The organism is Candidatus Symbiopectobacterium sp. NZEC135 (assembly GCF_025962695.1).
In genome coordinates, this window is the sequence record NZ_JAGFPF010001418.1 from 1 (window position 1) to 550 (window position 550).

Sequence of the window (550 nt, forward strand, 5' to 3'; positions counted from 1 at the left end):
ACATCGCCATCAGGCACATGGCAGAGACATACCAGAAGAACGTTGTTTCGATACCCGCTGATTTCAGCGACAGCGCGACATACTCAGCCGAACCGCCAAACAACGCGTTGCCTATCGCATAGGACAGTCCCACGCCCAGCGCACGCACCTCTGGCGGAAACATTTCTGCTTTCAGCACACCGCTGATCGAGGTGTAAAAACTGATGATCATCAACGCCATCACGATAATGCCAAACGCCGCATAGGGGTTTGTCACATTCTGCAAAGCGCTGAGGATCGGAACGGTAAACAACGCGGCCATCGAACCAAAAATGATCATCATGGTACGGCGCCCGATTTTATCCGACAACGCGCCAAACAGCGGTTGTAGCAACATGAATATCACCAAAGCGCCCGTCATCACTCCACTTGCGGTTTTTGCATCCATACCCGCCGTATTCACCAGATACTTCTGCATGTAGGTGGTGTAGGTATAAAAGCTCAACGACCCTGCGGCGGTAAAGCCCAGCACAATCATAAAAGCACGCCGATTGCGCCACAAACCAGAAAG

General features: G+C 52.0%; 1 protein-coding gene. It reads right to left on the reverse strand.

From position 1 onward, the window contains the following. A partial coding sequence (locus J5224_RS34590; protein ID WP_264629341.1) for an MFS transporter occupies positions 1-550 on the reverse strand: 550 nt, incomplete at both ends.